Source organism: Vreelandella titanicae, assembly GCF_014697095.1.
GTDB classification, from domain to species: Bacteria; Pseudomonadota; Gammaproteobacteria; order Pseudomonadales; family Halomonadaceae; genus Vreelandella; species Vreelandella titanicae.
This window is the reverse complement of record NZ_CP059082.1, coordinates 3807544-3829732: the sequence shown is the minus strand read 5'-3', so window position 1 is coordinate 3829732 and position 22189 is coordinate 3807544. Positions and strand designations below refer to the sequence as shown.

General features: G+C 52.8%; 22 protein-coding genes and 1 tRNA gene. 9 read left to right on the top strand and 14 right to left on the bottom strand.

Annotated elements, in window-relative coordinates; all coding sequences use genetic code 11:
• Positions 1-2: 2 nt before the first annotated feature.
• From HZS52_RS17750 to HZS52_RS17735, 4 genes are all read left to right on the top strand, one after another.
• Positions 3-2282 carry a bifunctional prephenate dehydrogenase/3-phosphoshikimate 1-carboxyvinyltransferase gene (locus tag HZS52_RS17750; RefSeq protein WP_190374937.1) on the top strand — a complete coding sequence of 760 codons (2280 nt, stop codon included), beginning with the start codon at positions 3-5 and terminating at the stop codon, positions 2280-2282.
• The gene (cmk, locus tag HZS52_RS17745; protein ID WP_022523601.1) at positions 2275-2973 is read left to right on the top strand and encodes a (d)CMP kinase; all 699 of its coding nucleotides are present in this window, start codon (positions 2275-2277) and stop codon (positions 2971-2973) included. The genes HZS52_RS17750 and cmk overlap by 8 nt, the downstream gene beginning before the upstream one ends.
• A gap of 183 nt (positions 2974-3156) precedes the next feature.
• Positions 3157-4836, top strand: coding sequence for a 30S ribosomal protein S1 (gene rpsA / locus HZS52_RS17740; RefSeq protein WP_008957327.1), 1680 nt, complete (start codon positions 3157-3159; stop codon positions 4834-4836).
• Between the two features lie 326 nt (positions 4837-5162).
• The gene (locus HZS52_RS17735) at positions 5163-5537 is read left to right on the top strand and encodes a histone-like nucleoid-structuring protein, MvaT/MvaU family (RefSeq protein ID WP_022523599.1); all 375 of its coding nucleotides are present in this window, start codon (positions 5163-5165) and stop codon (positions 5535-5537) included.
• 88 nt (positions 5538-5625) lie between these two features.
• Here the strand turns inward: HZS52_RS17735 and HZS52_RS17730 are convergent, their stop codons facing one another.
• Positions 5626-6456 carry a helix-turn-helix transcriptional regulator gene (locus HZS52_RS17730; protein ID WP_190373269.1) on the bottom strand — a complete coding sequence of 277 codons (831 nt, stop codon included), beginning with the start codon at positions 6454-6456 and terminating at the stop codon, positions 5626-5628.
• A gap of 374 nt (positions 6457-6830) precedes the next feature.
• Here HZS52_RS17730 and HZS52_RS17725 point away from each other — a divergent pair, with 374 nt between their 5' ends.
• The gene (locus HZS52_RS17725; RefSeq protein WP_035537408.1) at positions 6831-7190 is read left to right on the top strand and encodes a hypothetical protein; all 360 of its coding nucleotides are present in this window, start codon (positions 6831-6833) and stop codon (positions 7188-7190) included.
• A gap of 23 nt (positions 7191-7213) precedes the next feature.
• Here HZS52_RS17725 and HZS52_RS17720 read toward each other — a convergent pair whose 3' ends face one another.
• From HZS52_RS17720 to pilB, 6 genes are all read right to left on the bottom strand, one after another.
• Positions 7214-8101, bottom strand: a complete 888-nt coding sequence (locus tag HZS52_RS17720; RefSeq protein WP_022523596.1) for a hypothetical protein — start codon at positions 8099-8101, stop codon at positions 7214-7216.
• Positions 8102-8140: 39 nt separating this feature from the next.
• On the bottom strand, positions 8141-8374 hold the full coding sequence (gene yacG, locus HZS52_RS17715) for a DNA gyrase inhibitor YacG (RefSeq protein ID WP_022523595.1): 234 nt from the start codon (positions 8372-8374) through the stop codon (positions 8141-8143).
• Between the two features lie 35 nt (positions 8375-8409).
• The gene (gene coaE, locus HZS52_RS17710) at positions 8410-9012 is read right to left on the bottom strand and encodes a dephospho-CoA kinase (protein WP_190373268.1); all 603 of its coding nucleotides are present in this window, start codon (positions 9010-9012) and stop codon (positions 8410-8412) included.
• Between the two features lie 68 nt (positions 9013-9080).
• Positions 9081-9926: a prepilin peptidase gene (locus HZS52_RS17705; RefSeq protein ID WP_022523593.1), complete on the bottom strand. Its 846-nt coding sequence runs from the start codon at positions 9924-9926 to the stop codon at positions 9081-9083.
• 192 nt (positions 9927-10118) lie between these two features.
• Positions 10119-11351: a type II secretion system F family protein gene (locus HZS52_RS17700; RefSeq protein WP_022523592.1), complete on the bottom strand. Its 1233-nt coding sequence runs from the start codon at positions 11349-11351 to the stop codon at positions 10119-10121.
• A gap of 3 nt (positions 11352-11354) precedes the next feature.
• Positions 11355-13103, bottom strand: a complete 1749-nt coding sequence (gene pilB / locus HZS52_RS17695) for a type IV-A pilus assembly ATPase PilB (RefSeq protein WP_190373267.1) — start codon at positions 13101-13103, stop codon at positions 11355-11357.
• 241 nt (positions 13104-13344) lie between these two features.
• Here pilB and HZS52_RS17690 point away from each other — a divergent pair, with 241 nt between their 5' ends.
• The 4 genes from HZS52_RS17690 (at position 13345) to HZS52_RS17675 (ending at position 15511) form a co-directional block, all read left to right on the top strand.
• Positions 13345-13839, top strand: a complete 495-nt coding sequence (locus HZS52_RS17690; RefSeq protein WP_190373266.1) for a pilin — start codon at positions 13345-13347, stop codon at positions 13837-13839.
• 112 nt (positions 13840-13951) lie between these two features.
• Positions 13952-14386: an anti-virulence regulator CigR family protein gene (locus HZS52_RS17685; RefSeq protein ID WP_027959308.1), complete on the top strand. Its 435-nt coding sequence runs from the start codon at positions 13952-13954 to the stop codon at positions 14384-14386.
• A 94-nt stretch (positions 14387-14480) separates the two neighbouring features.
• A complete protein-coding gene (locus tag HZS52_RS17680; RefSeq protein ID WP_190373265.1) occupies positions 14481-15302 on the top strand; it encodes an inositol monophosphatase family protein in 822 nt (273 codons plus the stop codon).
• A gap of 132 nt (positions 15303-15434) precedes the next feature.
• A tRNA-Pro gene (locus tag HZS52_RS17675) sits at positions 15435-15511 on the top strand.
• A 143-nt stretch (positions 15512-15654) separates the two neighbouring features.
• Here the strand turns inward: HZS52_RS17675 and HZS52_RS24485 are convergent.
• The 7 genes from HZS52_RS24485 to HZS52_RS17640 form a co-directional block, all read right to left on the bottom strand.
• The gene (locus tag HZS52_RS24485) at positions 15655-15756 is read right to left on the bottom strand and encodes an IS66 family transposase zinc-finger binding domain-containing protein (RefSeq protein WP_223828144.1); all 102 of its coding nucleotides are present in this window, start codon (positions 15754-15756) and stop codon (positions 15655-15657) included.
• A 156-nt stretch (positions 15757-15912) separates the two neighbouring features.
• Entirely contained in the window at positions 15913-16926 is a 1014-nt protein-coding gene (locus HZS52_RS17665; protein WP_190373264.1) for a 2-hydroxyacid dehydrogenase, read from the bottom strand.
• Positions 16919-17848 carry a dihydrodipicolinate synthase family protein gene (locus HZS52_RS17660; RefSeq protein WP_190373263.1) on the bottom strand — a complete coding sequence of 310 codons (930 nt, stop codon included), beginning with the start codon at positions 17846-17848 and terminating at the stop codon, positions 16919-16921. Before HZS52_RS17660 ends, HZS52_RS17665 begins: the two co-directional genes overlap by 8 nt.
• A 27-nt stretch (positions 17849-17875) precedes the next feature.
• Positions 17876-18997: a mandelate racemase/muconate lactonizing enzyme family protein gene (locus tag HZS52_RS17655; RefSeq protein ID WP_022523585.1), complete on the bottom strand. Its 1122-nt coding sequence runs from the start codon at positions 18995-18997 to the stop codon at positions 17876-17878.
• A gap of 26 nt (positions 18998-19023) precedes the next feature.
• Entirely contained in the window at positions 19024-20529 is a 1506-nt protein-coding gene (locus tag HZS52_RS17650) for a tripartite tricarboxylate transporter permease (protein WP_190373262.1), read from the bottom strand.
• 101 nt (positions 20530-20630) lie between these two features.
• Positions 20631-21131, bottom strand: a complete 501-nt coding sequence (locus tag HZS52_RS17645) for a tripartite tricarboxylate transporter TctB family protein (protein WP_190373261.1) — start codon at positions 21129-21131, stop codon at positions 20631-20633.
• Positions 21132-21179: 48 nt separating this feature from the next.
• The gene (locus HZS52_RS17640; protein ID WP_190373260.1) at positions 21180-22151 is read right to left on the bottom strand and encodes a tripartite tricarboxylate transporter substrate binding protein; all 972 of its coding nucleotides are present in this window, start codon (positions 22149-22151) and stop codon (positions 21180-21182) included.
• Between the last annotated feature and the right edge of the window lie 38 nt (positions 22152-22189).

The following is a 22189-nucleotide window of genomic DNA, read 5'->3' as shown; positions in this document are numbered from 1 at the left end:
TAATGGTCGAAGACGGTGTAAAAACATCAGGCTGTCATGAGTCGCGTCTATTGATTGTTGGTCTGGGATTGATTGGTGGTTCGCTAGCGGCAGCGCTGCGCGCGGTAGGGTTTCAGGGTCAAATTGTTGCCTGTGACCCTGACGAAGCTGAGATTGCACGCGGTATTGAGATGGGGCTGATCGACTCAGGCAGTACCCACCTTGATGAGCAAGTCAATGACGCCACCATGGTAGTGCTGGCAGTGCCGGTGCTCGCCATGGAGAGCGTGATGGCAAGCTTGGCCGAAGCGCTACCTAACGCGTCGGCTGACGTTGTGATTACCGATGTTGGTAGTACCAAGGCGACTATCCGCGCCTGCGCTCAGCGTGTATTTGGCCAGGTACCCACTAATATGGTGCTGGGGCACCCTATTGCCGGTTCAGAAAAAAGCGGTGTGGCAGCGGCGAATCCGCGTTTGTATGTAGACCACAAGGTTATTTTGACACCTGAACTGAACGTCGACCGTGAGGCTTTGCAGCGCGTGCGCTGCTTATGGGAAGCCTGTGGTGCCGATGTGCTGGAAATGGACGTAGAGCGCCATGACCAAGTGTTGGCGCGTACCAGCCATTTGCCGCACTTGCTGGCATTTTCGCTGGTGGATACGCTGGCCCGTCAGGATGAGCGGCTAGATATTTTTCGTTACGCAGCGGGCGGCTTTCGCGACTTTACCCGTATCGCGGGAAGCGACCCGGTGATGTGGCGAGATATTTTTATTGCCAACAAGCAGGCGGTTTTAGCATCGCTGGATGATTTTGAAGCGGGGCTTTCTCGATTGCGTCATGCGGTAGAAGCCGGTGACAGCGATGCGCTGATTGCCACCTTTGATCGGGCTAGCCACGCCCGGCACTATTTCGACTCTTTATTGAACAAAACCAGTTATCAGGCGGAATATCATATGCAACCACAAGGTAAGGTCACCTACCGTGTGCAGCCGGGCGGTCAAGCCCAGGGGCGTTTGCGCGTACCTGGCGATAAATCCATGTCGCACCGCTCTATTATGTTGGGCGCGTTGGCTGAGGGTGTCACTGAAGTAAAAGGCTTTCTGGAAGGTGAGGATAGCCTGGCGACCCTGCAGGCGTTTCGGGAAATGGGTGTGGCGATCGAAGGGCCGCACCAGGGCCGCGTGACGATTCACGGTGTGGGTATGCATGGCTTAAAAGCCCCCGCAGGCCCGCTCTATGTAGGTAACTCGGGCACCGCCATGCGGCTTTTTTCAGGACTGCTGGCAGGCCAAGCGTTTGATAGCGAGCTGACCGGCGATGAGTCACTAACCAAACGGCCTATGGGGCGCGTGGCTGACCCGCTGCGCTTGATGGGCGCAACCATTGATACCGCTGAGGGCGGGCGTCCGCCGTTGAAGATTCATGGTGGCGCCAAGCTTAAAGGCATCGATTACGATATGCCCATGGCCAGTGCCCAGGTAAAATCTTGCCTGTTGCTGGCGGGGCTGTACGCCGAAGGCGAAACTCGGGTACGCGAACCTGCACCGACCCGCGATCACACCGAGCGTATGCTCAATGGTTTTGGCTATGCGGTTTCCCGTGAAGGCGATACCTGCTGGCTCAAAGGGGGCGGTAAGCTCACCGCAGGCCCCATTGATGTGCCTTCGGATATTTCATCTGCAACCTTCTTCTTAGTGGCAGCTGCCATTACCCCAGGCTCAGATATCACCCTTGAACACGTCGGCATTAATCCCACCCGGATTGGCGTAATCAATATTCTTACCCTGATGGGGGCGAATTTGGCGTTAGAGAATGAGCGCGCAGTGGGGGGGGAGCCGGTGGCCGATATTCGTATTCGCTATGCGCCGCTGAAAGGCATTGATATTCCCGAAGAGCAAGTGCCGTTAGCCATTGATGAATTCCCCGCGCTGTTTATTGCCGCCGCTAATGCCGAGGGTGTGACCCGTCTTAGAGGTGCTGAAGAGCTACGGGTCAAAGAGTCTGATCGCATTCAGGCCATGGCCGATGGCTTGGCTGTGTTAGGTGTGCAGCACACCGTTGTAGACGACGGCATCGATATTGTCGGCAATGGCGATGCGCAAAAAGCGAGCTACGGCGGTGGGCGTGTTGATAGTCTGGGCGATCACCGTATTGCCATGGCGTTTGCGATTTCATCACTACGTGCAAGTGCAGAAATTGTGATTGAAGACTGCGCCAATGTGGCGACCTCATTCCCTGACTTTGTCGAATTAGCCACGCGTATTGGCATGGGCGTTAGCGTGGAGGGCGCGCATGAATGATCGTGTTGCTGCTGCTCCCGTTGTCACCATTGATGGGCCTGGCGGCGCAGGTAAAGGTACGATCAGTGGCTTGGTGGCAGAGCGCCTAGGCTGGCATCTTCTCGATAGTGGCGCACTTTATCGACTGACGGCTCAAGCAGCAGTTAAGCACAACGTAGCCGTTGACGACGAGTTGGGCCTGGCACGCTTGGCAGAGCAGTTAGATGTGGCGTTTCCTGTTGAAGAGGGACAGCCACGTACACTGCTTGAGGGTGAAGATGTTGGCCAGGTCATTCGCACCGAACAGGCCGGCGAGCGAGCTTCTCAAGTGGCGGCACTGCCCGCGGTGCGCCAAGCCCTGCTACAGCGCCAGCGCGATTTTTGCCAAGCGCCGGGCTTGGTGGCGGATGGTCGTGACATGGGTACCGTGGTGTTTCCTGACGCGGCGCTGAAGATTTTTTTAACCGCCAGCGCCGATGAACGGGCGCGTCGACGCTATCTGCAGTTGCAGGAAGCCGGGGTGGATGCTAGTCTTTCGAGTCTTTTAAAGGAGATTCAGGCACGCGATGCACGCGACACGCAGCGCAGTGTGGCTCCTCTCAAGCCGGCAGATGATGCCATTACGCTTGATACCACGCGCCTGAGCATACCGGAAGTGGTTGATCGACTGACCGAACTGCTCGCCCAAAAAGGGCTGGTAAGCGGCGTCTGATTCTCCCTTGCGGCGCTTTTGGATAGGTGTCACGACGTGGCAGGGCACTAAACTCACATCGGTGAGCCCGGTCAGGTCTAACCAGCGTTAACACCCCCAAAGGCTGAGTGACATTAGGCCCGCACTTGCTGGTGGTGCGGAGAAGGCATTTATGCCTCAACAACGTAATTACGTAGGAACACCATGAGCGAAAGCTTTGCTGAGCTGTTTGAACAGTCTCTTAACGACATCAACATGGAGCCAGGCGCTATTGTCGCGGCTCAGGTTGTCGACATTGACGGTGACTGGGTTACTGTCAACGCTGGTCTGAAATCTGAAGGTCAGATCCCTGCGTCACAATTCCGCGATGAGCACGGTAATCTGAACATCGCTATCGGTGACGACGTGCACGTTGCACTTGAAGCCGTAGAAGATGGTTTCGGTGAAACGCGTCTGTCTCGTGAAAAAGCCAAGCGTGCAGAAGCTTGGAAGATTCTTGAAGCAGCCTTCGAGAAAGACGAAATCATTAAGGGCGTTATTAACGGTAAGGTTAAAGGCGGCTTCACTGTTGAAGTTGACTCTATCCGTGCCTTCTTGCCGGGCTCGTTGGTTGACGTTCGTCCAGTTCGCGACACTGCGCACCTGGAAAACAAAGAGCTGGACTTTAAAGTCATCAAGCTCGATCCGAAGCGCAACAACGTTGTGGTATCACGTCGTGCGGTTCTGGAAGCAGAGAACAGTGCCGAGCGCGAAGCGCTGCTGGCAACTCTGCAAGAAGGTCAGCAGATCAAGGGTATCGTTAAGAACCTGACAGACTACGGCGCTTTCGTAGACCTGGGTGGTGTTGACGGCCTGCTGCACATTACAGACATGGCGTGGAAGCGTATTAAGCATCCGTCCGAAATCGTTGCCGTTGGCGATGAGATCAACGTCAAAGTTCTGAAGTTTGACCGTGAGCGTAATCGCGTTTCACTGGGTCTGAAGCAGTTGGGCGAAGATCCGTGGGTCAACATTAAAGAGCGTTATCCGGAAGGCATGAAAGTACACGCGGTCGTCACTAACCTGACTGACTACGGCTGCTTTGCCGAGCTGGAAGAGGGTGTTGAAGGTCTGGTTCACGTTTCTGAAATGGACTGGACTAACAAAAACATCCATCCGTCTAAAGTCGTTCAAGTGGGCGATGATGTTGACGTTATGGTGTTGGATATCGACGAAGAGCGTCGTCGTATTTCTCTGGGTATCAAGCAGTGCACTGCTAACCCGTGGGAAACCTTCAACACTGACTACAACAAGGGTGACCGTGTTTCCGGTACCATCAAGTCAATTACTGACTTCGGTATCTTTATCGGCCTAGAAGGCGGTATTGATGGTCTGGTTCACTTGTCTGATATTTCTTGGACTGATACTGGCGAAGAAGCCGTACGCAGCTTTAAGAAAGGCGATGAAGCTGAAGCCGTTATCCTGTCTATTGATCCAGAGCGTGAGCGCATCTCGCTGGGTATCAAGCAGATGGATTCTGATCCCGTTGCTGAGTACCTGTCAGTCAACGACAAGGGCAGCATCGTAACGGGTCGCGTCATTGAAGTTGATGCTAAAGAAGCTCAAGTTGAATTGGCGACTGACGTTATTGCTGTGCTGAAAGCCTCTGAAATCAGTGCTGACCGCGTAGAAGACGCGCGCAATGTGCTGAATGAAGGCGACAGCGTAGAAGCCCGTATCGTAAGTGTTGATCGTAAGAGTCGTCAGATCAATCTGTCGGTAAAAGCGAAAGACCAAGACGATACGCGTCAGAACCTGAAGAAGATGCGTGAGCAAGAGCCGGAAACTGCAGGTGGCCCGACCACCATCGGTGATTTGATCAAGCAGCAGATGGGCCAAGACTAATTATCGATTAGTTATTGGTTTGTAAAAGCGCCGCCCTTATGGGCGGCGCTTTTGTTTGTAGTGGTTGAGTGCTTGTAATAGCTCTACGGTAGGTGTGTATAGTCGCCATGTTCTATTAGGGTTAAACTCTTTAAGCAGCAATTGAGTTTTAAAAAAACGATTAGTAATTGAGTGAAAATCAACTAGACTGTTGTCAGTTACTCTTTTTACAGGAATAATGTCCCTGCATTCTGAACTAGTGGGTGTCAAGGTTGTCAATCTGCACCTCAGTTAGATCCCATTCAGCTGAGCCCCATTCAGTTGGATAAGCTATTAAAGGAACCTCGATGTCATTACTTAACGAATATATCCAAAAAGAGCAGCAGCTAAAGCAGCTTCAGGAAGATTTGCAGCGCTTAGAAGGCGACCAGCGTCTAAAAAGTGAGTTGGAATTTAAGGCCAAACTTGAAGCGCTAATGACTGAGTTTGGCAAGCGCCCAGGCGATGTCATTGCCTTATTGGATCCGGCTGCTGACCAGCGTACGGCTAAAACCACAGCCAGTGGCAATGCACGTCGTAAGCGTCGTCTTAAAATTTACAAAAACCCCAAAACGGGGGAAGTCATTGAGACTCGTGGCGGCAACCATAAGGGCCTGCGTAGCTGGAAAGATCAGTATGGCGATGAAACCGTCGAGTCTTGGCTGGAGCGCATGGAAGACTAAGTTAGTTAACAACCGGCATTTCTGTACAGGAATGCCGGTTTTTTATTGCCCTGTGTTCAGCTATATCGCTAAGACGTGGCCATCACTGCTAGGCTATTAAGGGAATACGAAGTTCTAAATGGTTCGCTTTCCATAATACCTGCGGAGGGTGGCCGCTAACGTGACAGACATTTTTCTTGTGAAGTAGATACATGATGGTATGCATCAACGCGCTATTTAGATCAGCTAAGTCGTCAAAGCACGTGCTCGCGTAGTGGTGGGTGGGAATGTCGACCCGCCGGTAGTGCACTGGTAACGCAATGTCTTGTGCATTGTCCGTATCCGATAGGTAAAGACCAAAGTCGGTACGGAATGAATGAAAAAATTCACTATTAAGTGCATTAACCTTATCTGCGAGTATGTCGGGCAGTGCAATGACGGTCGTTGATAGTCTAAGGCGCGCCTGTAAGCACGCTAGCTGCTTATTCTGATAGCTGGCATCCCCTAGCCCCTTAATATGCGTGGGAGCTTTGTAGAGGCGCATTAGGATCATTTGGCGGTCATTGCTTTTTTCGATGCGCGTGTTAAAAACAGGATGCGGTTTTGGCGGAATGAGCGTGGTTTTCAGGGTTTGTCGAAAATGGCGCGGACTCAGCTGATAGCGACGTTGAAATGCCCGGGAAAACGACGAGTGGTTATGGTACCCGCAACGTATCGCAATTTGCGCTATATTGAGAGGAGTAAGCCCTAGCAACACCGCTGCGCGCTCCAATCGCCTTATTTCACGGTAGGCGCTAGGTGAGATGTCAAAGCTTTGGCGAAATTGGCGCCGAACTTGGGAAGATGAATACCCTATGTGATTCGCAAGGTCTTCAATACCGAGTGGCTTATCAAGTGTGTCCTGCAGCCAGATCTCAGCTCGTGTCATCGCGTTGAACATTATCTGGCCTCTAATACGTGAATCATACAGGTCGTGCTTATCTTGCCTGTAATGCACTCTCCCAGTGCGTTAGTGTTGGTAACCTGGCTGAAAGGAAAAAGTTCAGCTTACTGATGAGAGTGGAATCTCTATTCAGGCTACTTGTGGGTAATGTTGATGCGAGGCATCAATTAATGCGTTGTCGCTGACTGTGACGTGTTTGATAAATGTGTGGGTTACCCTCATATACCTAATAATGATGCCTTTATGCTGGTAATTGGGTGGCAAAGGCAAGTTTGCTCGTTAGCTTTACGCGTTTGTGCACAGTTTTTGCCAAAAAAAGCGACATTGGCAGTCATATCGACCATTTCAAGCAAGGTGTAAATGAAACATCGATGAAATATCAAAAGGTTCAAAAGCCGATAGATGAGCGCGAGAAGCTGCGTAAGTTTCGTGAGTTAGACGATGCTTTTGCGCAGGCTTTACGCCAATTAGATGACCCAGAGAGCGGTTTCGATATACCGACAGGCCCGCCGGTACGCTCGCTTGCGGCATTGGAGCAAGAAGATTTAGAAAGCCAGCAGGAGGAACAGCAACAAGAGCGGGAGCGTATTTTTAAACAGCGCTTTGAAGCTTTGTTGAGCGAGTATGGTGTGGATCATTACGACCTGGCCGAGCTGATCGAAGCGCTGCTTGGCTATGGGGTATGGCAGCAGGATGTAGTGCCTGCAGCTAGCACATCCAAAACACCGTAGAAGTCTTTGCAGGTGCCTTTATGCTAACGGTAGCGATAAATCCTCAAGCTCGGTAGAAATACATCCTGCTCTAGTTTCTCATCGCGTCGTCTTGCCCGTGTGCGGGCAGTGGGAGGTTCTGGCGTAGGCAGGTTAATGTGGGGCAGCCGCTGGTTATTGTCAGGCACAAAAATAGGCATAGCGGCATTCAGTGCCCGTCGTGTATGCCCATCGTCGAGTGGTTCGGTAAAAAACAGGTTTGCCCGCATCAGCGGGGCCTGAGTTTGCACCTGGGCAAGCACTTCGCCGCTTGGAATACCGGCTAGCTTGCGTAGCTGAATACGAATATGCGGTGCATCAGTATCAAGCTGCAATAGCTTATGTTCAGCTTCTTGAACTGACAGGCGTTTAATAGAGCGACCACTACTGTACCAAGCAAAGCGAATGCGTGAGACAGGCGCTTGTGCGATAGGTAGCTGCCGCCAGCTCTGTTTAAGATGTAAACGGGCAAGTCCATTGCGGCGTAACACTTCATCAACGTGAGGGTGGCGTTGTGGTAGGCGACTTTTTGCATCGCTAAGTGTTTGGGGAAATGCCTGTTTGATATGTTGTAATTGGTCACTAAAACTGACCTTGGCTTGATTTACAGCGTCTATTGTCATTAGTAGCTCGTCATTAGCGGCTACTACGGCAATATAGTTGCGCGTCTCACGGCCATCTTGATCCTGCTCATGCCACATATCGAACAGGGCTTTACGCAACCAATCGCTAGACGGCGTCGTTTGATGAAAGAGCCATGTTGCTGGTAGTTGCTGTTCGTATAGTGAAACAGCGGCTTCAATGGTTGCAAGTAGATGATCAAACTGCTGCTCCAGTTGAAGCAGCAGATGATAGGCCGAAGGCGATGATGGGTTAGCGTTTATCTCGGCCATAGTCAGTGTCAGTGCTCGTTAAGTCAGTTTTCGTAAAAACTAGGTCAGTGGTGCATCCTTGTCGGCTTGCGCCAGTAAGGTTTCTATATCGGCTTCATCCATGGCGGATTCGCCCGATATGCGGTGTGACTCATCGGCCCAGGCACCTAAATCCAATAGTTGGCAACGCTTACTGCAGAAAGGGCGGTAAGTGCTTTCCGGTAACCAGGGCACGCGCTTAGCGCACTGCGGACAATTAACTTCTAGCGGGGAATCGTTTGCAGGGCGAGCCATAAAAAAACTCCAATTGCGTTAACAAGTGCGATATCTCAGTAGTTAAGCTGTCGACGGTAGCGTTCATCAAGCCGTGCCACTTGTTCCATCATGCTGGCGTGGTCACCGCTGTTATCGATCACGTCATCTGCTTTTGCTAGCCGTTGTTCGCGGGAAAGTTGGGCGGCGAGAATAGCACGCACCTGGCTTTCACTCACCCCATCACGCTGTTGGGTTCTCGATAATTGTAGCGCTTGGGGCACATCGACAACCACCGCGCGGTTTACTAGTGTGTTTTGACCCGACTCAAACAGTAACGGTGATACAAGCAGCACGTAAGGCGCTCCCTGGACTTTGAGCCGCTTTAAATGCTGCAATAGCCGCTCCCTTATTTTGGGATGTGTGATGGATTCTAGCCACTGGCGTTGTTTTGGATCGTTAAAAATAATCTCGCGCAGGGCGGCGCGATTAAGCGTGCCATCCTGGTGCATGACCTGATCACCGAAGCGGTTTTTAATAGCTAGCAGCGCCGGTTCTTCAGGTAAGACTATTTCCCTGGCGACATCATCGGCATCGACCCAGGCAGCGCCGAGTGCTTCAAAAGCGCGAGCGACGGTCGATTTACCTGACCCGATGCCACCCGTTAATCCGATAATCATCTGCTGCCTCATATAGCTAAAGTTTATAGGGCCACGTTTCACATGGCCAAAGTTCACATGGCTCAATTTTACATAAGCAGGTTGAGATACATTGCCATTATTTCATCACCGACTAACAACGCCACCCAGCCGGCGAGGGCGAGAAAAGGGCCGAAGGGAAGCGGTGTGCCGCGTAGGTTAGGTGAGTAGGCCTGGGCAACTAGCCCAACAATGGCCCCAAGCCCTGCGGAAAGTATCAATATTAGCGGTAAAAAACTCCAACCCAACCAGGCGCCTAGTGCTGCCAGCAGCTTAAAGTCGCCATAGCCCATACCCTCTTTGCCGGTGGCCAGTTTGAATAGCCAATAAAAGCTCCACAGTGAAAGATAGCCTACCATTGCGCCGATAACGGCACTTGGCAGCATCAGTGGCTGGAAGAGGAGCTGAAACAGTAACCCTGCCCAAAGCAAGGGGAGGGTGATGATGTCAGGGAGAAGCTGGGTGCGAAAGTCGATCACGGCGAGCACTAACAGCATCAGACAGGCCCCGTAAACGAAGACTGATTCTGCCGTAAGCCCGTGGAGCGCTAGCACCGCCATGGCCAGTAAGCCACCGGCTACTTCTACCAGAGGATATTGAACGCTAATCGGAGTTTGGCACTCAGCGCAGCGGCCGCGGCGCTTTATCCAGCCAATCAGTGGCAGGTTGTCGTGCCATGCAATGGGGGCTTCACAGCGTGGACACATAGAGCCTGGTGTGGCCAAATTAAAGCGTGGTGAGTGTTCCGCGCTAAGCTCAAGTGCTTCGCGGGCTTCGTTACGCCAGCCACGCATCAGCATCACCGGCAGGCGCGTAATCACCACATTTAGAAAACTGCCCAGGCATAGCCCAATCAATAAAACGATTAACCACAGGATAAACGGAGGGTGATGCATGGAGCTCCTTAGGTTTCTAGAAATTAGCGTTTTTTTAGGCTCTGTCTGAAAAGTCGGCGAGCGAAGGCCAGACAAGGCAAAAATCGGCGAAAAGACGGAGTTTACATGGTGTAAATGAGTACTTTGAGCCGATTTTTAACGCCGTATGGTCGAGCGCAGCCAGTTTTCTGACAGAGCCTAAGCATTTGGTGCTTAGAGGGCTGCGCCCAAGTCGAAAATGGGTAAGTACATAGAGACAACCACACCGCCAACGAGCACGCCCAGTACTACAATAATAACCGGCTCCATGAGCGAGGTAAGAGCATCGACCTTATTGTCGACTTCTTCTTCGTAGTAATCGGCAACACGATTAAGCATGACATCCAGCGACCCCGCTTCTTCACCGATACTGACCATTTGGATTGCCAAGGGGGGAAAGCGGTTGGTCATCCGCATGGCGAAGTGTAGCTGTTGTCCGGTGGCTACGTCCTGGCGCGTTTGTGCCACCGCGCGTTCGTACACTTTATTGCCGGTGGCACCGGCGGCGGTATCTAAGCCTTCTACGAGCGGTACACCGGAGGCAAAGGTAGTCGCTAAGGTACGCGAAAAGCGGGCGATGGCGGATTTATGCATGATATCGCCAATGACCGGTAACCGAAGCAGCAAAGCGTGCATGCGGTAAGCGACATTAGGCGAGCGCTGAATGCTTATTCTGAGTAGTAGGACGGCAGCAATCACCGCGCCGAGCGCCGCTAGCCAATAACGCTGGGCAAGCCCGGATAAATTCACGGTCAACTGGGTCAGTGCGGGAAGCTCTGCACCAAAGCTCTGGAACATGCTTTCAAATTCAGGCACCACTTTAATCAACAGCAACATGGTCACAGCAATGCCAATCGTCATAACGGTGGTGGGGTACCAAAGCGCTTTTTTTACTCGCGCTTTCAGCGACTCAACCTTCTCCTTATAGGTCGCAAGACGATCAAGCATTTGATCCAGCGCACCTGACTGCTCGCCGGCGCTGACTAGGTTAACAAACAGGCGATCAAAGTGTTTGGGGTGGCGGTTCAATGCATCAGAGAAGCTGGAGCCCGATGATACATCGCTTATCATCTGTTGCATTAGGGCAACCATAGCAGGTTTTTTGAGGCTCTCTGCCACCACTTGAAGCGCCTGTAGCAAGGGGATACCGGCGCGAACCATTGTGGCCATCTGGCGCGCAAAGACCATAACGTCGTTGGGGTTAACTCGGCCGTTGCCACCTAGGTTGCCTTTTTTACTAATCCGGCGGATAACGATATTTTGCTTGGTGAGTTTAGCGGCTACTTCGGCTTTACTGCGGCCAATCATCTCACCGCTTAGCGCTCTATCCTGGGGGCCTTTACCGATCCATTTCCAGCGCGCTAGCTTGATGGCGGGCGTTTGGCGTCGACGTGCCGTTTTAGCCATGCCTTACTCCTTGCTCACTCGGTTAACCTCTTCCAGGCTGGTAATACCCTGCATGACTTTCAGTAACCCACTGCGGTGAAGGCTTGGATAGCCCTCCTTGCGCACCTGTTGATCAATATCTAAGGCGTTGGCATCACGCATAATTAGTTGACGCATCGCTTCGGTGATCGGCACTACCTCATAAATGCCAATTCGACCTTTATAACCGTGAGTACAGTGCTTGCAACCTAACGGTTTGTAGATCGTTGCCTGATGGATTTCTTCGCTACTAAAGCCTTCTTTGCGCAGCGCCTCGTGGGGAATGTCAATGGGCTCTTTGCAGTGTGTGCATAGTTTACGAGCCAGCCGTTGGGCAACAATCAAGCTAACGGCGCTGGCGATATTAAACGAAGAGACTCCCATATTAGCCAGTCGAGTCAGTGTCTCAGCTGCCGAGTTGGTATGCACCGTGGAGAGTACCAAGTGGCCTGTCTGTGCAGCTTTAACGGCAATTTCGGCGGTTTCCAGGTCACGAATCTCGCCTACCATGACGACGTCCGGGTCTTGGCGTAGAAACGCCCTTAGCGCACTGGCAAAATCGAGGCCGATCTTAGGCAATACATTTACCTGATTGATACCCGCGACTTTGATTTCAACCGGGTCTTCGGCGGTGCAGATATTACGTTCCACTTTATTAAGAATATTAATGCCGGTATACAGCGAAACGGTTTTACCACTACCGGTAGGGCCGGTTACTAGAATCATGCCTTGGGGTTGTTTTAAGGCGTACTCATAATGGCGCCGTTGTTCGTCGGTAAATCCAAGTTGCTCAATACCCAGCTGCATTGCGGTAGGGTCTAATATTCGCAGCACCAACTTTTCACCATAGACAGTAGGTAGCGAATTAACCCGGAAATCGAGGGAGCGGGTGCGCGAAAGCTTGAGTTTTATCGAGCCATCCTGAGGCAGGCGGCGCTCGGAAATATCAAGGCGGGCCATGATTTTTAGCCGGGCCGCGATACGATTGCGCATGGCGAATGGTGGCCGTGCCACTTCTATGAGCATTCCATCAACCCGAAAGCGTACTCGGTAAAGCGCTTCGTAAGGTTCGAAATGGATATCGGAGGCGCCTCGGCGGATAGCATCTAGCAGAATTTTGTTCACAAATTTAACGATGGGTGCATCTTCGCTATTTTGGGAAGACTCTTCCAGCGGTACATCGTTACCGCCGTTGTTCTGCATAATGCTCAGCGAGCTGACCACATCGTCCAACTCATCCAGCATGCCGCGCTCGTTGTGAGCAAGGTAGCTATTGAGAACGACAGTGATTTGATCAACGGGCGCGAGGATACCTTCAATGCTCAGGCCTGTTGCAAACTGCAATTCATCCAGTCGCGTCAATGTAGCGGGGTAGGGCACCGCCACCGTGAGGCGATGACCGTGGCGCGCTAATGGCAAAACGTTAAGGCTCTGCAGTACTTTGACAGGATAGTCTGCAGCGGGGGGCAGTGAGGTAAGCCGCACCGCCTCCAGGTTAATGACTGGAAGCCCATACTCCCAACCAGCCGCCAGTATGGCTTTGTTAGGGTCGACCAGGCCGCTTTCGATCACATGCTGAAGTAACGATATTTCCAAGTCCGACGCGGTTGTTTCCGCTGTTGCGGCCTGAGCGTTGGTCAGCAAGCCGTGCTTGACCAAGCGCTGGGCAATGCCGCGCAGGTCGCCATGTGCGGAGGCGTGGCTTAAAGTCGACTCTAAGGAGGGCTGGCTCATCAAAAAACCTGTTTTACATCGATATAAGCGTGTTACTTGTACCATAAACTAGCGTTTACAGGGATGAAATGACTAATCCTTTCACGTAGTTAAAGCGGTAGTCGGCTAAGCTGATCATATTAATAAGGTTCGTTGTAAAAGTAGATCATTTAAGTTAGTTTAATTTCAACGATTTCTAATTCTTTTTAAGGACTCACGATCCTTAAAAAGGCTTTTCCTTCACCCCACAGGAGATGCCTTCATGCAGAATGCTGCACAGCCAATTTCTCGTAACACCACCCAAGGCGGTTTCACGCTGATTGAGCTGATGATCGTCGTTGCGATTATTGGTGTATTGGCATCTATTGCTGTGCCGCAGTATCAAAACTATGTGGGTCGGGCTCAGGTGAGTGAGGCCATTAGTCTTGCATCATCAGCTAAGACAGCTGTCTCTGAATACTATATGACAACAGGTGAGTGGCCTAAAGGTAATGATCAAGCTGGTTTGTCTGCTGCCGCTCAAATCCAAGGAAGCTATGTAAATAGTGTGAATGTAAAAACGTTAGATGGGCAAGGCGTTGGGATCGTCGTGACTATGAAGAGTGAAGGTGTTGTAGATGCTTTAGTTGGCACGCGGCTAGTTTTCGAGCCTAAAGTAAATAACGATAATAATAGTGGATCTGTAGAGTGGGTGTGCCGCCCCGCAGTGTCTAATGCTATTCCTACGCGTTTCTTGCCTGCAAGCTGCCGTGGCTGATATCCGCTTATGAATTTATTCTGTCAGGGGCCTTCGGCTCCTTTTTAATTCCACACTTCGTGCTTATTCACCGAGTACACTGCTAACTCTGACCTTAAGCGAGGAGCTTACAGTGAAGCCCATCAAACTGATTGCCATAAGCGCGCTTAGCGCATTGCTAGTTAATAGCGCAGCCTTTGCTCAGCCTGACCATGCCCCGGCCCACGGTGCCCGCGATAAGGGCCAGCACCAGCAACATGAATCTAACCGACCTGGTCACTTCCGCGATGAGCGAGTTGATTTACCACGCATTAACGAACGTGAGCTGCGCCAGCTGCTGCGCCGGCATGACGCACCGCGAGCCGAATCGTTGCCGCCAGGTATTCAGCGCAACCTTGAGCGTGGCAAACCTTTGCCCCCAGGTATCGCCAAGCGTTTTGACGGCCAGTTAGCATCTCAATTGCCGCGCTACCCAGGCTATGAGTGGGAGCGTGTTGGTGCCGATGTGGTGCTAATTGAAGCTGCCACGCGCATCGTGGTGGATGTATTGGTAGACGTATTGCGTTAACCATTGCAAGCGCAAGTCGGTATGACTCGAAAATTATATCCCGGCGGCTTATGGTAGAAGCTCACAGTATCATCGCGTCCTAAAGGGAGATTCAATGAGCGACCACACACTAGCCGCACGTCTTGAAATTACTATCGCTATTGCCGAAGAAGCTGGGCAGATGATTGTCAAGGCGCGGGAGCAGCAAGGCTTTGCCCAGCGCTTAAAAAAGGATAATGAGTTGGTCACCGACGTGGATGTGGCCGTGGATGAACTCATTAGCCAACGCCTGGAGGAGCACTTTCCGGGGGAAGCGCGGCTGAGTGAAGAGCTTGCTCCAGAAAGCGCTTTGCATGAAACAGCACCTAAGCTGTGGGTGGTGGATCCTATTGATGGTACTGTTAATTTTGCTCAAGGGCTTCGCCACGTAGCGGTTTCCATTGGCTGGATGGAAGAGGGCGTTGCCAAGGTGGGCGTTGTTCATGCACCGTTTTTAGGTGAGACCTTTAGTGCTGCAGAAGGCTCGGGAGCTTTTTGCAACGGTCAAACCATACAGCCAAGCAGTGCGGAATCACTGGCGAACACCCTGGTAGGGACAGGATTTCCCTACCGTAAAGAGGAGCGTAAGCAACTTTTGAAGCGCTTGGAAGCCGTGCTGTTTGAGTGCCAAGACGTACGTCGTAATGGCGCTGCAGCGCTCGATTTATGCGATGTAGCCTGCGGTCGTCTGGATGCGTATTACGAGAGTGTCTCGCCCTGGGATTTCGTTGCAGGCTGGGTTATTGCACGGGAAGCCGGCGCGCGAGTAGGGCATCTATACCCAGTACCTTCAGCGGTGCCGGAAGATATCTACCCGGATCATTTAATCGTAACGGCCCCCGGTGTATATGACGCAATGGCTTATCTGCTGCTTGAAGCCGATCAACGTAAGCCATAAAGGCTGATGAGATTTATAGCGGTGTGTGACAAATACTTGAAAAGAAAGCGCTATAAGGGCTTTTCATTTATGCAAGAAACCGCTAGTATACGCACCGTCTTGAGGCAAAGATGTAGCGGCCAATAAAGACAGCGGAGCGTGGCGCAGCTTGGTAGCGCGTTGCAATGGGGTTGCAAAGGTCGCAGGTTCGAATCCTGTCGCTCCGACCAAAAACATATAAAACGGTCACTTAGCTAATTGCTACAGTGGCCGTTTTTGTTTGTTAGCGTTTCATAAGTGGCATATAGGTGACACTTGTCCGGAGTTTCTGTGAGGTCACGCCATCATCGTATTTGGAGATGTCACAGCAATCTCATGCTTGGCGGACGCTGGGGCGATCTTGACGCCGCACATGACGGATCACCTCGATCCGGGCGGGCACCACATGTAGCTCCTCGCTGACTGCTTCACCGATGACCTTCAGCGCGGTGTGCTGTCATCGTCACAATGGTGGGCGTTCTCGGGCAGTTCATGGACGCTCCCCACCGCGACAAACCGGCCGGGACTAAATGCCGCTGAGTGGCCCGCTCGAAATCATCAAGACACAAGATGTGTTGTAGGCGGCGAGGCATCATGTTTCCTCAATAGCATCAGCCCGTCGCCAAACATGCTCATTAACCGCGGTAAGCGGGCCGCTGCCGATCAGCGTGCCCAGCAGATTATCGACTGCCAACTGTGCCATGGCCTCACGTGTTTCATGGGTCGCCGAGCCAATGTGTGGAGTCGTCACTACATTGTCCATGGCCGCCAGTGGCGAATCGGGTGGAAGCGGTTCCTCTACGAACACGTCAAGCCCAGCTGCACGGATTCCGCCGGAGTGGAGTGCCTTGATCAGTGCTAGCTCGTCGACCACTTTACCTCTCGCTATATTGATTAGGGCAGCCGTCGTTTTCATCCGTGCTAGAGCATCTGCGTCAATTAAGTGATGTGTATCGCTGTTATAGGGCGCGCTGAGGCAGACGATATCTGCTTCAGCTAACAGGTCATTCAGCTCACGCCTTTTCGCCCCTAACTGCTGCTCAAGCGCAGGCTTGGATGAGGCGGCGGTATAGAGAATGGGCATACCAAAACCCAACGCTCCCCGTCGTGCAATCGCCGCACCAATGCGACCAGCACCCACGATGCCTAGGGTTTTGCCGTGTACATCAATACCGAAGTATTCGGGACCGATATGTGTTCGCCAGCCGCCATCGCGGACAAGGTTGGACAGTTCGACTAGCCGCCGCTGGGTCGCCATGATTAGCATAAATGCTGTGTCGGCAGTGGTTTCGGTAAGCACATCTGGCGTATTGCAGAGTAGAATGCGGCGTTGATTCAGTGCCTTAAGGGGCAGGTGGTCATAGCCCACTGAAATGGTGGATACCACTTGAAGCGCAGGCGCCTCGGCTAGCATTGCCTCATTGAGTTCTAGCTTACCGCCGATTAGGCCATGAGCTCTGGAAAGCGCTGCCATGAAATCAGCACGGTTTGATTCGTCCACGTCCTCGAAATAGTCGACCTCGGCAACTTCGGAAAGTGCCTCAAGCAGGGCTTCACTGAGCCGTCGTACAGCGACAATACGCCACGATTTCGTTTGCTCATCCATGGCTCGCCTCACCTATGCCTTCCATCTGGAATCCTATCGCTTTAAGCGAAGACACGAGTTCAGATACACGCTGCTCCTCCAGCTCTACTAAAGGCGGGCGCACACGCCGCCAAGCGTCTTTTCCTGAGAAGTAAGCTGTTGCCTCCTTCATGGCAGGGATCAGTGGGTACTTTTCAAATAGGTCGCGTATAACATTGAGGTTCTGCTGATGAACGTCGGCATCGTCCGCCTGCCAATGCCGGGCCAACTCAACGATGGCGGCCGGATTGACGTTGGCAGTGGCGCTAATGCAGCCAGCACCGCCTGCTCGTAGGGTATCCAGCAAGAACCGCTCGCTGCCGGCATACACAGCAAAGTCTTGCCCAGCAAAGCGCTCGGTTAACCCTTTGGTGTGCTCCCAGTCTCCGCCGCTGTCCTTGATGCCAGCAATGATGCCCGGGAAGGCGTCACGTAAACGCTCGATCAGTTCAAACGAGAGCGGGACATGAGTGACCGGCGGGATATGGTAGAGGTAGATCCGTAGGCGCGAATTTGCGATGCGATTGATCACCTCACTGTAATAGCGGAACAAGCCTTCATCGCTAACACCCTTATAGTAGAAGGGCGGTAGCATCAGCACACCGGCACAGCCACTGTCCACTGCCTCGCGTGTCAGCGCCACGCAATCATCAATTGTACAGCTCCCGGTGCCGGGCATAATCCTGGAGGGATCGACACCGCCATGCACTAGCGCTTTTAAAAGCTCCTGTTTCTCGCCCACCGTCATTGAGTTGGCTTCAGAATTTGTGCCGAACACGGCCAAGCCGACACCATTTGAGGCCAGCCATTGGCAGTGCGCCACAAAACGTTGCGTATCCGGCGCCAAGTCGGCGCCGAAGGGGGTAATCACCGGTGACCAGACGTCTCCACTCGCTTGGGACATGATATTCTCCTTGTTGTTGTAAGGTCGTTATTGCCAGGGCTCGATGGCATAGCGCTCAAGCGCAGCCTGATCAAAGCCAAAACCAAGTCCGGGTGCGGTGGGCAGTAGCAATTGTCCGTCGGCAAACTCCAACTGGGTATCCACAAGGCGCCTGAAGTTAAGCACCTGATCGTCGGCAAAGAACTCGACCATCTTGACGTTTGGCGCCGATGCCACCAGATGGATATGCAAGTCGTGGAACCAGTGCGGATAAATATCCACCCCATAGCTGGCAGCCGTGGCGGCGATACGCCGAAACTCGGTGATGCCTCCACAAACCGCCGCATCAGTCTGCAAAATCATGGCTGCTTCTTTGTCCAGCAGCTCCTTGAAGCGCCAGCGTCCCGCTTCGATTTCACCGGTGGCTACCGGAACTGGCGTGCGCTCCGCTAAGCGGCGATGATTGTCAATGTCATCGGGACTAAAGGGCTCCTCGATCCAGAACGGATTATAAGGTTCTGCCATGCGCATGAAGGCTAACGCCGACGGCAGATCCCGCCAGGCATTGTTGGCATCCATCATTACTTGTACATCTGGGCCCACCGCCTCGCGAACCGCCGCCAAGCGAGCTTCCTCTCCCGCTAGGTCTTCTCGTCCCACTTTCATCTTTACCGCGGTGAAACCTTTTGACACGTAGCCTGCCATCTCTTCGCCAAGCATCGCGGGCGTTTTGCCGTCTAGGTAGTAGCCTCCGCTGGCATAAGCCGGCACGCTGAGGGTGTCGCTGGCGCCCAGAAATTTATAGAGCGGGAGTTTCGCTGCCCGAGCGTTACGGTCCCACAGCGCGGTATCCAAAATACTGATGGCACGCATCACCGAACCGCTGCGGCCATGAAGAAGCGATTCCTGATACATCGCTTGCCACAGTGCTTCGGTCGAATGAGCGTCCGCTCCCAACAGCACCGGCTTCAGCAGTTCCCGTACCGCATTTGCCACTAGTGAGCCAGCATTATTGCCGCCATAGCAAAACCCAATGCCTATATGACCATCATCACCCACCACTTCCACTAGTACATAATCTCGCTTAAGTACCTGTCGATTAGAAAAGCTGGTGGGGTTGTCTAGCGGTACATTGACCGTTCGAGTACGTACTTCGGTTATCGTTGTCATGATGAATCCTCGAATTGAGAGTAAGGTCACTCAGGCTGAGTACACTGGCGCAGTGCAACCCGCAGCCAGCGAAAGAGGGGGGTCGGTTGCAGGATCGAGAAAGCGGCGATGCATAACAGCACCACGGCAATGGGGCTGGTCAAAAAGATGCTCAGGTTGCCTTGCCCGATCAGCATTGACTGTTGGTAACTGGTCTCCATGACCGGCCCCAGAATCAGCCCGATCACCATTGGCGCTGGTGAGACACCGGCTTTGTTCATCCAGTAACCAAACAGCCCAAAGCCCAGCATCAGCCCAACTTCAAACAAGCTATTGTTGATAGCAAAGGCACCAATCACACACAGCGTGATGATGGAGCAGGCCACGAAGCTGTCAGGTACCCGCGTTACGCTTACACAGAGCCGAGTGAACAGTAGCCCCACCAGCAGTAGGCCTATGTTGGCGAAAATCACCGCCCAGATGAGGGTGTAAGTGACATCGCCATAGTCAGTCAGCAGGTTAGGGCCGGGCAGGATGCCCTGAACCATTAGCGCACCTAGCAGAATGGCAGTAGAGGAACTGCCAGGAATACCCAGAGCAATGGTGGGTATCAAGGCACCACCCACCACCGCATTGTTGGCCGCTTCAGGTGCAGCGACACCCGCAATGTCTCCCTTGCCAAAGCGACTCTTATCTTTGGCAAAGCGCTTGGCTTCGTTGTAAGCGAACCAACTGGCAGTATCGCCGCCGGTACCGGGAATTAGGCCAGTGATGATGCCGATGCCACTGGAACGGAAGATATTGGGTAACAAGCGGCGAATCTCAGCGAGAGGCGGAATCAACCTATCGGTGATTTTGCTTGCCACCTTCTGAGCACCATGGGCATTCTCGATCAATATCAGCGCTTGCGGGATCGAGAACAGACCGATCAGTGCGACGGTGAATTCGATACCCGAAAACAGGTTAATGACCCCGTAGGTCATTCGTGGCGTGCCGGTGATGAGATCCATACCTACTGTGCTCAACAGTAATCCCAGGGTGCCAGAAAGCAGGCCACTGACGACTGAGCCTTGTGATAAAGAGCCAATGATGGTGATACCCAATACAGCAATCGCGAACAGCTCGATAGGGCCGAACTTGAGTACCAGTACGCCAAGCAACGGCGCTGCAGTGAGTAGGGCGATGCCGCTCAGCAGCCCCCCGATAAAAGAAGCGAAGAGCGACACTCCTAATGCCCTTCCGGCCTGGCCTTGTTGCGAGAGCGGAAATCCATCAAGTACTGTCGCCGCGGCCGAAGGGGTGCCTGGCGTCTTCAATAGAATGGCGGCGATAGAGCCACCGTAGGAGGCCCCCACATAGAGCGAAGCCAGCATGCTGAGACCCGAGGCCGGATTCATGCCAAAGGTTAGAGGTAATAGCAGCGCCAACGCCATGGTCGCCGAGAGTCCCGGCATGGCGCCTACAAACAGCCCCAGCAGGGTGCCGCCAAGTATCAGGGAGATATTGGTGAACGTGATGACGTTGGTCAGGCCCACCAGAACAAGATTATCCATATGACTAGACTCCAGAAGCCTGCGTCAGGCACCCCCTCCCAGCGTGCTGCAATTTCTTTCTAAGCAATGCGAGCCGGAAATAAGGGGTGCTCTAATTATCGTTATGAGGAAAACAGAGGCGGCAGTAGCGGGACAGGCAGGCCTAGAAAGCCAATGAAAACCAAACACACCACCGCGACCAACACCCCAATGCCTATGGCGGCGAAGCGCCACGAAACATGTCCGATCATCGCTAACGCCACGACCATGAAACCAACAGTGGCAATCAGGTACCCTGTTATCGAAATGGTGTAGAGGTAGACGGCGGCCAATAAGAAAATCAGCATTGCCTTCCATGGCTTGCGGTGCCTAGCTTGGCCGCTGACGCTCTCCTCCTCTGGTGCGGCAGTATGGGAGGTTGCTGCTCCCTCGGCCGAGAGCTGACGCCGACGCAGGATACTGAATACTTCCTGGCCCACCATCGCCGCTCCCAATAAGGCGACGGCAACCGAATAGATAAGGGGCATGTTCGCCGCCTTAGCCGGATAGCCCATCGCAGTGATATAAAAGGTCGCTGCTATGCCAATGGCAAAAAATCCTAAGACTAGACGACTTATGTTCATTTCATACCCCTTTGTCGATTCGCCATTTCCCTCTGCCGGTTAAGCGACTTACTGGTTGACCTCATCTTTGACATCTGCCCAGATTTCCTCGAATTGGCCTTCCATGTCTTGCATCATCTGGCCGTAGTCGTCACCGGTCTGGATGTCGAGATTCATGGCACGTTCCTGAGCCGTCTGCTGGAATTCCTCGTTATCTTTTAGGGCTTCAAAGGCAGCAATCAGCTTATCTCGTGCTTCATCTGGAATGCCTGCTGGTGCGCTGTAACCGCGTGAAGAGCCGGCCACGACATCAATATCTTTCTCAATCATGGTGGGCACATCAGGCAGGATATCTAGACGCTCTTTGGTGAAGACGGCGAGGGGGCGCAGGCTGCCCGACTTAATGTGGCCATAGACATTACCAAGGTTATTGAAACTGGCGTCGACCTTGCTTCCCAGGGCTGCTGTCGCGGAGGGGCCATCGCCTTGGAAAGGCACTTTTTGGAAGGACAGCCCCGTTGCCTTCTCAATCATGATGGTTGAAAAGAAGTCATCACCGCCGACGCCTGAATTTGCCACTGTAATCTGACCGGGGCGTTCCTCGGCAGCAGCGAGAAAATCTTCCACTGTTTGATAGGGGCTGTCTTCCGGCACCACGATAACGCCTGGGTCGGTTACCACGTTGGCGATGGGCGTTAGCTCGTCGATTGAGTAATTAATAGCGTCATTCATGATGTAGTTCGTCATCAGCATCGGGGTATTGGTGATGCTGATGACGCTGCCATCATTTGCCGACTGTTGGGTTAGCCGCGTCCATGCAATCGCGCCTGTGGCGCCGGGAATGTATTCATTAATAAATTCCACGCCCAGGGATTCTCGCAAAAATGGTTGGGTCAACTGGGCCAAGGTATCGCTGCCTCCACCTGCCTTAAATCCTTGAAGCACCTTAATCTCATCGGCTGCTGAATACTCCGCCTGAGCGGCGCCTGAAAGTATCAGGGCGGATAGTAGGGACGCTGTGTAAATGCTACGGATTTTCATTGTTATTACCTCAAGTGCTGTTTGTCGTTGTGATGCAC

Bases quoted from the DNA above. Each gene is read 5' to 3' on its own strand.
- HZS52_RS17750 (WP_190374937.1), top strand. From the start codon at position 3: ATGGTCGAAGACGGTGTAAAAACATCAGGCTGTCATGAGTCGCGTCTA.
- cmk (WP_022523601.1), top strand. From the start codon at position 2,275: ATGAATGATCGTGTTGCTGCTGCTCCCGTTGTCACCATTGATGGGCCT.
- rpsA (WP_008957327.1), top strand. From the start codon at position 3,157: ATGAGCGAAAGCTTTGCTGAGCTGTTTGAACAGTCTCTTAACGACATC.
- HZS52_RS17735 (WP_022523599.1), top strand. From the start codon at position 5,163: ATGTCATTACTTAACGAATATATCCAAAAAGAGCAGCAGCTAAAGCAG.
- HZS52_RS17730 (WP_190373269.1), bottom strand. From the start codon at position 6,456: ATGTTCAACGCGATGACACGAGCTGAGATCTGGCTGCAGGACACACTT.
- HZS52_RS17725 (WP_035537408.1), top strand. From the start codon at position 6,831: ATGAAATATCAAAAGGTTCAAAAGCCGATAGATGAGCGCGAGAAGCTG.
- HZS52_RS17720 (WP_022523596.1), bottom strand. From the start codon at position 8,101: ATGGCCGAGATAAACGCTAACCCATCATCGCCTTCGGCCTATCATCTG.
- yacG (WP_022523595.1), bottom strand. From the start codon at position 8,374: ATGGCTCGCCCTGCAAACGATTCCCCGCTAGAAGTTAATTGTCCGCAG.
- coaE (WP_190373268.1), bottom strand. From the start codon at position 9,012: ATGATTATCGGATTAACGGGTGGCATCGGGTCAGGTAAATCGACCGTC.
- HZS52_RS17705 (WP_022523593.1), bottom strand. From the start codon at position 9,926: ATGCATCACCCTCCGTTTATCCTGTGGTTAATCGTTTTATTGATTGGG.
- HZS52_RS17700 (WP_022523592.1), bottom strand. From the start codon at position 11,351: ATGGCTAAAACGGCACGTCGACGCCAAACGCCCGCCATCAAGCTAGCG.
- pilB (WP_190373267.1), bottom strand. From the start codon at position 13,103: ATGAGCCAGCCCTCCTTAGAGTCGACTTTAAGCCACGCCTCCGCACAT.
- HZS52_RS17690 (WP_190373266.1), top strand. From the start codon at position 13,345: ATGCAGAATGCTGCACAGCCAATTTCTCGTAACACCACCCAAGGCGGT.
- HZS52_RS17680 (WP_190373265.1), top strand. From the start codon at position 14,481: ATGAGCGACCACACACTAGCCGCACGTCTTGAAATTACTATCGCTATT.
- HZS52_RS17665 (WP_190373264.1), bottom strand. From the start codon at position 16,926: ATGGATGAGCAAACGAAATCGTGGCGTATTGTCGCTGTACGACGGCTC.
- HZS52_RS17660 (WP_190373263.1), bottom strand. From the start codon at position 17,848: ATGTCCCAAGCGAGTGGAGACGTCTGGTCACCGGTGATTACCCCCTTC.
- HZS52_RS17655 (WP_022523585.1), bottom strand. From the start codon at position 18,997: ATGACAACGATAACCGAAGTACGTACTCGAACGGTCAATGTACCGCTA.
- HZS52_RS17650 (WP_190373262.1), bottom strand. From the start codon at position 20,529: ATGGATAATCTTGTTCTGGTGGGCCTGACCAACGTCATCACGTTCACC.
- HZS52_RS17645 (WP_190373261.1), bottom strand. From the start codon at position 21,131: ATGAACATAAGTCGTCTAGTCTTAGGATTTTTTGCCATTGGCATAGCA.
- HZS52_RS17640 (WP_190373260.1), bottom strand. From the start codon at position 22,151: ATGAAAATCCGTAGCATTTACACAGCGTCCCTACTATCCGCCCTGATA.